The sequence below is a fragment of the Nostoc sp. UCD121 genome (assembly GCF_014222285.1).
GTDB lineage: Bacteria > Cyanobacteriota > Cyanobacteriia > Cyanobacteriales > Nostocaceae > Nostoc.
On the sequence record NZ_JACKZS010000007.1, the window covers coordinates 82,677 to 90,587 of the forward strand.

General features: G+C 40.1%; 6 protein-coding genes and 1 pseudogene. 1 reads left to right on the forward strand and 6 read right to left on the reverse strand.

What is annotated here, in order from left to right:
• Positions 1-146: 146 nt before the first annotated feature.
• A complete protein-coding gene (locus tag GNF10_RS02910; protein ID WP_114083200.1) occupies positions 147-443 on the reverse strand; it encodes a hypothetical protein in 297 nt (98 codons plus the stop codon).
• A 194-nt stretch (positions 444-637) separates the two neighbouring features.
• Entirely contained in the window at positions 638-2,719 is a 2,082-nt protein-coding gene (locus GNF10_RS02915; RefSeq protein WP_185581122.1) for a TonB-dependent siderophore receptor, read from the reverse strand.
• Positions 2,720-2,966: 247 nt separating this feature from the next.
• Between GNF10_RS02915 and GNF10_RS02920 the strand changes: the two are divergent.
• Positions 2,967-3,617: pseudogene (locus GNF10_RS02920) on the forward strand (Uma2 family endonuclease).
• Positions 3,618-3,628: 11 nt separating this feature from the next.
• Here GNF10_RS02920 and GNF10_RS02925 read toward each other — a convergent pair.
• The 4 genes from GNF10_RS02925 to GNF10_RS02940 form a co-directional block, all read right to left on the reverse strand.
• Positions 3,629-4,552, reverse strand: a complete 924-nt coding sequence (locus GNF10_RS02925) for a tetratricopeptide repeat protein (protein WP_185581121.1) — start codon at positions 4,550-4,552, stop codon at positions 3,629-3,631.
• Positions 4,553-4,837: 285 nt separating this feature from the next.
• The gene (gene petJ, locus GNF10_RS02930) at positions 4,838-5,173 is read right to left on the reverse strand and encodes a cytochrome c6 PetJ (protein WP_185581120.1); all 336 of its coding nucleotides are present in this window, start codon (positions 5,171-5,173) and stop codon (positions 4,838-4,840) included.
• A 1,401-nt stretch (positions 5,174-6,574) separates the two neighbouring features.
• Positions 6,575-7,303, reverse strand: coding sequence for an ABC transporter ATP-binding protein (locus tag GNF10_RS02935; RefSeq protein WP_185581119.1), 729 nt, complete (start codon positions 7,301-7,303; stop codon positions 6,575-6,577).
• A 303-nt stretch (positions 7,304-7,606) separates the two neighbouring features.
• Positions 7,607-7,831, reverse strand: a complete 225-nt coding sequence (locus GNF10_RS02940) for a ferredoxin family protein (protein WP_012407913.1) — start codon at positions 7,829-7,831, stop codon at positions 7,607-7,609.
• Between the last annotated feature and the right edge of the window lie 80 nt (positions 7,832-7,911).

The window sequence follows — 7,911 nt, forward strand, 5'->3', positions numbered from 1 at the left end:
GACGGATTGAACCTCTTACGAGTGCCCGATAAGTTCAAAGATTATTTTGGTAATATGATGTCCGTAGCCGCAATTTTTAATTATCAAGCATATTTGCTGATTACTTCCTCAAAATACTTAAATGGTTTCAAAAAAGTTCATTTGGCTTACTCAAAAGTAGACACATCTCGCAACAAACTAGGAATTTCCCCTTGAGAGAAAGGAAACTCCAGCAAAGTTTCTCTAAGACCCAAATACCCAGATTCAGCAAAAGATAAAAGCATTCTTGAAAGAGCTAACCAAACCTCCGGTTCGTATTCCCAATCACGATAACGCGAAGCATGAGCGGCAATTGAACGTAACGCCCAGAAATAAGAATTCCGCACCACTGAACCACCTTTCTTAAACTCTGGTAAATCTTCGTGGTGGATAAAAAGTATTTGATTGTCAATTCTAGCTCTCATTGCAATTTTAAATTTTATATTAAAAGTAAATTTTAAGTAGGGTGCGCTACGGCTTTAGCCTAACGCACGATGTTATATCGCGGTGCCTCCTCTTTACCAAAAAACTCGTCTTTTCTCTGTGTTCTCTGCGCCTCTGTGGTTCAATAAATAACTTTTAAACCGCAGAGCCACAGAGAACGCAGAGATTTTAACACCTAAAAATTGGCGCTTAAACCTACACGGAAAGTAAATCCAGGGCTATAAATGCGATTAACTCGCTCATATTGCTCACCGAGGAGATTTTCTAAGTAAACTGTCAATCCTACATTGCTAGTTACAGGTACACGACCACTCAAATCTAAATTTACGAAAGAAGGCGAAAAATCTGTAATCGTGTCACCAGGATTTGTAAAGAAGGCTCTGCGAGTGCCACTGTTGTAGGTAACATACAAATTAGCCTGCCAACCTGAATTTTGATAACCCACACCAGTTTGTAGTACAGAATAGGGAATCAAACCTAACTGTAAACCTCTCTCTGAGCCTGTTTTTATTTGGGCATCTGTATAAGTGTAGTTGAGGAAAGTTGACCAGCCAGCCGCAATTCTGAATTGCAATGCAACCTCTAAACCATTGGTATCTACTAATCCAATGTTTTCCCATCTGCCGGCGACGACTCCCAAGCGATCGCCTATACTACTACCAAAGTAAGTAAACTGTCCAATCAGATTATCTGAAAAATTGACATCTACTCCCGCACTCCAAGTAGAGCCAGTTTCTGGTCTTAAATCAGGGTTTGGTTCCCAACCATGAACTGTATCATAAACATACAACTGATCTAACCCAGGATTGCGTTGTGCCCCTGCCCAACTTCCACGCACTGCTACTATTGGTGTGACGGCATAACGTAACCCAACACTAGGGTTGAGATAATTTCCAAACTGGCTGTCAAAACTTTGCCTTAACCCTAAATCTATCAGAAAATCATCGCTAATATTCCAAGTATTCACAGCAAATAAAGCTGTATTAAACAAACTCCTATCTTCAGTTTCATTAGTGGCAATCCTACTAGGATTCGTACTCAAAACATCACCGTTTAAATCGGTGTTTTTCAAATCTAATCCCCAGCGCAATTTATTATTGGAAGTAACTTTCCACTCATGATCTACCCTGGCTGTCAGTTGTTGTGTATCTAAAGTTCCTGTACGGTAAAATGCTCCTGTAGGGCCATAAGTGCTGAAATAATCTTGGTTATAACCAATTGAGGTGGTAAGATTAGAACTTTCCCCATTACCTAGTCGAGTTTTCCAAGATAAGCCAACGTTTAAACCATCGTGGTCTAATCTATCTCTTTGCAGAGGGAAACCAAAATAAATTAAGCCGCGACGACTGCTAAGTGCAGTAACATCTAAATTCAACGAATTTTTTTTATCTAAATCTAGTCCAATGCTACCAAAGTAGGTACTTGTAGCTGTATCTGCATTTGATAAAAATCCCTGTTCATCACGATTTGCTGCACCTACAGGCACGCGATAACGGTTATCTGTAAAGAATCTTTCAAAGCTAAAGTTATATTTAACATTATTGGATGAACCACCATAAGTCACTTGTTGATTATTTAAACTCAATGAGCCAAATTCTGCACTAGCGCTCAATTGAGGTTTACCATAACCTTCCTTGGTGATGATATTTACAACTCCCCCAAAGGCTGAGGAACCATATAAAGCGGAGGCTGTGCCGCTATATAATTCCACTCGTTCAATGGCCTCTACAGGAATGCTATTTAAGTCAGTTCCACCATGATAAGTGTTGACATTATTGTTAATTGGTCTGCCATTAATTAGAAATACAGACTGATTAATTGAGGCTCCGCGATAGTATGTACCTGTATGAATATCTGCACCATGACCTACATCATTGATTGCAAAACCAGGCATTCTTTTTAAGATATCCGCTAAACTTGTAGCGCCCTGCTTTTGAATTTCTTCTTTATCAATTACGTAAGTTGGTGTAGATTGAGGTAGGTTGTCTGGTTCTGCGATCGCTTCTATGGAAATGTCTGCATCATCTGTATAATCTGGCTGAGTTTCTGGATTAACTTCACTCGGTGCAGATTGTTGAGTTAATAATTCGGCATTAGTGGCGGGTAACTCAACTTCACTCAAACTCTGAATATCGGAAATGACTTCGGTTGATTTATCAGTATTTCTCTGCTCAATTTCACTCTCAGCAGCAAAGCTAGGAAATGCTATCAGTAAACCCGGTAAAGCAACTGTTAGCAACAAAAAATCTTTTTTCACGTTCTCTTTCACACCAAGTAGAAATAGTCACCACGTAGTATTTTTGCTGTAAAAGTAAAATCGTGTCAAAAGACACGCTGTCATATTTCCACAGATTTAGATTCCCGACTTTTCTAAAAAGTTGGGAATATTGTTGTTCAAAGATGAGTCAGTATTGCTATATAATTTGCTATTACATACTAATTATGAATTACGTTAGCATTAATAAAACTGGGCGCTTCATAAACAGAATAAAAGGCAATAATTTATGATTCAAGCCTTACGCAAACTAGTTACATTTGACGAATTCGTTGCTAAATATCCCGACAACACAGGAAAACTTTATGAATTGCATGATGGAGTAGTAGTTGAAATGGCGCAACTGACAGGCGACCATGAAGAGGTAGTTGGATTTTTAGCCTTTGAAATTACTAAAGAGTGTATTCGTTTAAATCTTCCCTACTTCATACCCAAAACAGCATTAGTCAAACCGCCTGAAAATGAATCTGCTTACTCACCAGATGTGCTGATATTAAATCGCCCTAATTTGGTAAATGAACCTCTGTGGAAAAAATAATCTACTGTAAGCCAAGCGGAATCAATACCTTTAGTAATTGAGGTGGTAAGTAGCAATTGGCGTGATGATTATTTAACAAAAGCTGCTGACTATGAGGCTGTAGGCATATCAGAATACTGGATTGTAGACTATGCGGCTTTAGGTGGTAGGCGATTTATTGGCAACCCCAAACAAGCAACTGTCTCGCTTTACACTTTAATTGAGGGAGAATATCAAGTCAACCAGTTTCGAGGTAGCGATGCCTGCGGCAACCCCTCCGGGGAACGCATTATCTCACCTCTTTTCCCAGAGTTAAACTTAACCGCAGAACAGATTTTTCAAGCTGGTGGATACCCTGTATAGTCTTTACAGTCTTACAAAAGAGCGATTTCCGTTGCAGACGAAATTTGTTGTCGCAGATTCTTCAGTAAATCTAAAGTTTTTTCGTAAGCAACTTTTTTTCCTTGCTGTCCATAGTACTCAGATGCTTTTTGTAAATCAGATATAGCTCCTAAATGATATCCTAAGCGATAGTGAGCTACTCCCCGATTAACGTAAGCCTGGGCATTACTGGGGTTGAGTCTGATGACTTGAGAAAAATCACGCACTGCACCAGAGTCATCTCCATTTCGGCCGCAAGTACAACCCCGGTTAAAGTACGCTCTATAATCGTTAGCGTTGAGACGAATTGCTAGATTAAAGTCGAGCATCGCTGCTTGGGTATCTTGTAAGACAAAATGCGCCAAACCTCGGTCATTATAGATATCTGCAAGCAGTAAGCTAGTAGTTCGGGGAATTTGAGTTAAAGCTAAATTAAAGTCAAGAATTGCCTCCGAGTCTTTCCCATCCCCTGCAAAGGCTAACCCTCGGTTGTAGTAAGCTCGAAAATCGTAAGGTTTAAGTGCGATCGCTCGATTATAATCAACGATGGCACCGGAATAATCCCCTTGTCTGTAAAGTGCCAAACCCCGGTTCAGATAAGCCTCAGAGTCATTAGGTGCAAAATTTATAGCTTGGGTACAATCTGCGATCGCTTGATGGTAATCTTGTAATTGAAGATAAGCAAGACAGCGATCGCTGTAAGCTACAGCAAAATCTTTCGCAACTTCAATTACCTGATTAAAACTCTCTATTGCTTCCTGGTAATTACCGCGCCGCATCTTATCTACACCTAATTCCAAAAAATTACTCGCCGTAATTTGGGTAATGGAAACGGGTGCTGAATGTGCAGATAAAGTCAAAAAAGTGAGAGAAAAAGCAATAATTACAGTGGTAAATAATCGCCATAAATTACTCATAGTACTAAATTAGTATAGGTAATAGTGTTTGATGTTCTTGGAACAGTCTTTTTATCAAGACTATTAATCCAAAATTGGTATAAGCATCCTATTTGACAATTTTGGCAAACCTAAAATTAGCAGGACAAAAAGCCCCGCTAATTGTTAATTTTTGAAGTTATAGCAATTCTATGTGAGACTGCACTTTATGCATGTAGGGGCAATTCATAAATTGCTCCTGCAATCTATAGTTTTACATCAGCCTTCTAAGCGCATCTTCATACAGAAATGGTATTAGATATTAATCTACTTCCAGTCCTTATCTGCTTGTGAAAGCACGTAAGCAGCTACATTTTCAATTTGGTCAGCTTTCAAACGTTTGCCGAAGGCAGGCATAGCATTTTTACCATTTGTAACTTGAGAAATTATTGCCTCTGCTGAGTACAAACCATACTTTTCCAAAGCTTCCTTCTTCAGGTTTTTTGCTGCTTGAACTAGATTCTTACCTCCCGCATGACAAGAAGCACAATTAGCACTAAATACTTTAGCTCCACTAACGGCATCTCCTGCCAAAGCTGGGCTACTGAAGGCAAAGGTGAAGATTGCTATGCCTAACAGTATGACTGTAATCATTTTTTTCATTTCGTGTTCCCTCTACAATAACGGCTTATTCAGTACAATATCTTCCATAATTGTCAGTTGAGCCGCTCTTATAGTCAAACGACATACTGTCAAACTTCGCTTTAAAGCTTTGAGTTTTTGAGTGTTTTGGATCGTAACACAAAGTTATATCTAGCTACAAATTATTTTTCATTTTTTTCATAAAACATGAATCAGTTTATCTGTGACTTAATATGTCTTTATTAAAACTAGAAAAACTGATTAATTAGGCACAAAAAACTACTTATCTTGAGCAGTATTTGTGCAAAATTGTCAACTCTAAATTCTTAGGGACTTCCAAGTAAAAAAACATCCCAAAACTGACACAAAAATTCTCTCTATTTTTTCTCTCTCTGTGTTCTCTGTGCGGCAGTCGCTCATGGGGGAAACCCCCTACAGCCCTTCGGGCATCCTACGGCAGGCGCTAGCCTCTCCCTTTGGGAGAAGACCGCGCTGCCTTGTCTCTGTGGTTCGTTTATTTGGATAATTTATTTCTTGGAACGCCTTTGCAGCACTCAATGAGTTGAGTCATTCCTCTAGCTGTTGAGTAACCGAATTTGTGAGTGCGCCTAACTTATCACTGACCGATACAATTTCCAGCTACGCTTGCTTAATGGAACCTAATGCTCTTCCTCTACGCAATGCCATAAAAAAAATGGATGAGCTAGGAGAGCAACCCTTAACTAACTATGTATTTTCTGTTTGATTTCTAGCCAGTTGTGGTGAAGCGGTGACGCTTGCTCTGCTTGTTTACTGCATCCACCATTTAAGGTAGTTTACAGAGCCTGAGCGTCAACAACTGGCCATTGGGTGGGATTTTTGAGACGGGAATCGATCCCTTGTAGAAGTTTCTCAATGTCCCAGTAACCCTGCTGATATATCAATTAAAACTGGAACATAAAAATTTTGGATGCCAAATTGCCAAAAGCACTCAATCAATTTTGATTAGGGTAAACATAGGCGTTTTTATACCATGAAAAACGCCCCAGATTTCCTCTAGAGCGGCTTTGGAGTCATTATTTTGACTCAGAATTATATCAAAAACTGATGCAGAGCTTTATATATAGGAAGTTTAGTACGCCCTCTTGTTCAATTGGGGTTCTGGCAAATCCGGTTAATTTGCATTTTTATAATTTTTCCTGAATGAATGTCCTGTTTTCCCTTTTTACCTGCTGTAGATGTGATTAGAAACGCAAGGATTATTGGGGAGAATTCTTTGAGCATCGAAAACGACGGTCGCGGCAGTGGCAGGAATTGTTATAGCTTTTGTATTAGTTTATAGATAGCGTAGGCGCAGACCGCCTTCGACATCGCTATCGGCTCGTGAAGTTTCCTTATTTAAAGTGGTGTTATGTTGAATGGGGCAAGAGTGATTAAAGATGGTTAATGTCTTTTACCTGCTCCTAGATATAGTTCACCCACTTTAGGATCGTTCAACAGTTCTTGACCAAGGCCCGAGATAGCATCGCGTCCAGACTCCAGTACATAGCCGCGATCAGCCATCTCTAAGGCTTTACGGGCATTTTGTTCTACTAATACGATCGCAGTTCCCGCCTGATTAATTTGTTTAATCTGCTCAAATACTTGTGTCACTAAGATCGGGGATAAAGCAGCAGATGGTTCATCCAAAATCAGCAAACTAGGTTCCAACATCAAAGCTTTGCCCATCGCTAGCATCTGGCGTTCTCCTCCAGAGAGAGTACCAGCCCGTTGACGACGGCGATCGCTCAGTCTGGGGAACATGGTAAATATTTTATCTTTAATTGGTTTCAGGGGAACATTAAGTACAAAAGCACCCATCTCCAAGTTCTCTTCAACACTGAGAGAGGGGAAAACATTGGCGATTTGCGGTACATAGCACATTCCTCGTTGAACAATTTCATTGGACTTTAGCCCCACGATATTTTCACCTTTGAAGGTAATTGTGCCTGTGTGGGGGATCAAAAGCCCAAAAATTGCTTTTGCTAAAGTAGATTTACCAGCACCGTTGGGGCCAATCACTGTCACCAACTCCCCTGGGGCAACCAGGAAATTTACACCTTGCAGGATATCTACATCTTTGATGTATCCAGCATGGACATTTTGAACATCTAGTAAATAGTCATTTGTCATTTGTCATTTGTCATTTGTAATTTGTCATTGGTCAAAAAGAGTAAAAGGGGCAGAGAGTGGGGAGCAGTGGGAGAAACCCATAAATTAAATTTATGGGCTTGAGGCAAGAACGTATTATTTCTTGTGGCACTTTCCGCTCAAAATAAATATTTTTACTTTTGAGAATAAATAAATTTATTTGCTTTGAAACCCTTGTATCAGTATATTTCCAGTATCTTCCCCCTGCCCGCTTCCCTCTGCTCCCATGCCTCTTAAGTCAACAGTCAAGTCCAAAAATAACTATTGACTGTTGACTATGGACTATTACGGAGTTTTTTGCAACTCCGGTCGTTCTTCTGCCAGAATTGCCCCTTCTACTGGGCAAACTTGGAGACATATACCACAGTCGATGCAAGTGGCAAAGTCAATCCAGTACCAATCTGTTCCCTTGGCATTTTTGCCTGGGCCATCATGAATACAAGCTACTGGACAGGCATCTACGCAGTCAGCTACGCCTTCACAGACTTCTGTAACAATTGTGTGCGGCATATTCTCGATTCCCTCTTTTCTGTATCGGCTATTTCTAGCCTAGCAGGGGAGTGGGAAGAGGGGCAGGGGGCAGGGAGCAG

Excerpts from the sequence above, each read along its gene's own strand:
- GNF10_RS02910 (WP_114083200.1), bottom strand. The coding sequence starts at position 443 with ATGAGAGCTAGAATTGACAATCAAATACTTTTTATCCACCACGAAGAT.
- petJ (WP_185581120.1), bottom strand. The coding sequence starts at position 5,173 with ATGAAAAAAATGATTACAGTCATACTGTTAGGCATAGCAATCTTCACC.
- GNF10_RS02940 (WP_012407913.1), bottom strand. The coding sequence starts at position 7,831 with ATGCCGCACACAATTGTTACAGAAGTCTGTGAAGGCGTAGCTGACTGC.
- GNF10_RS02935 (WP_185581119.1), bottom strand. The coding sequence starts at position 7,303 with ATGACAAATGACTATTTACTAGATGTTCAAAATGTCCATGCTGGATAC.
- GNF10_RS02925 (WP_185581121.1), bottom strand. The coding sequence starts at position 4,552 with ATGAGTAATTTATGGCGATTATTTACCACTGTAATTATTGCTTTTTCT.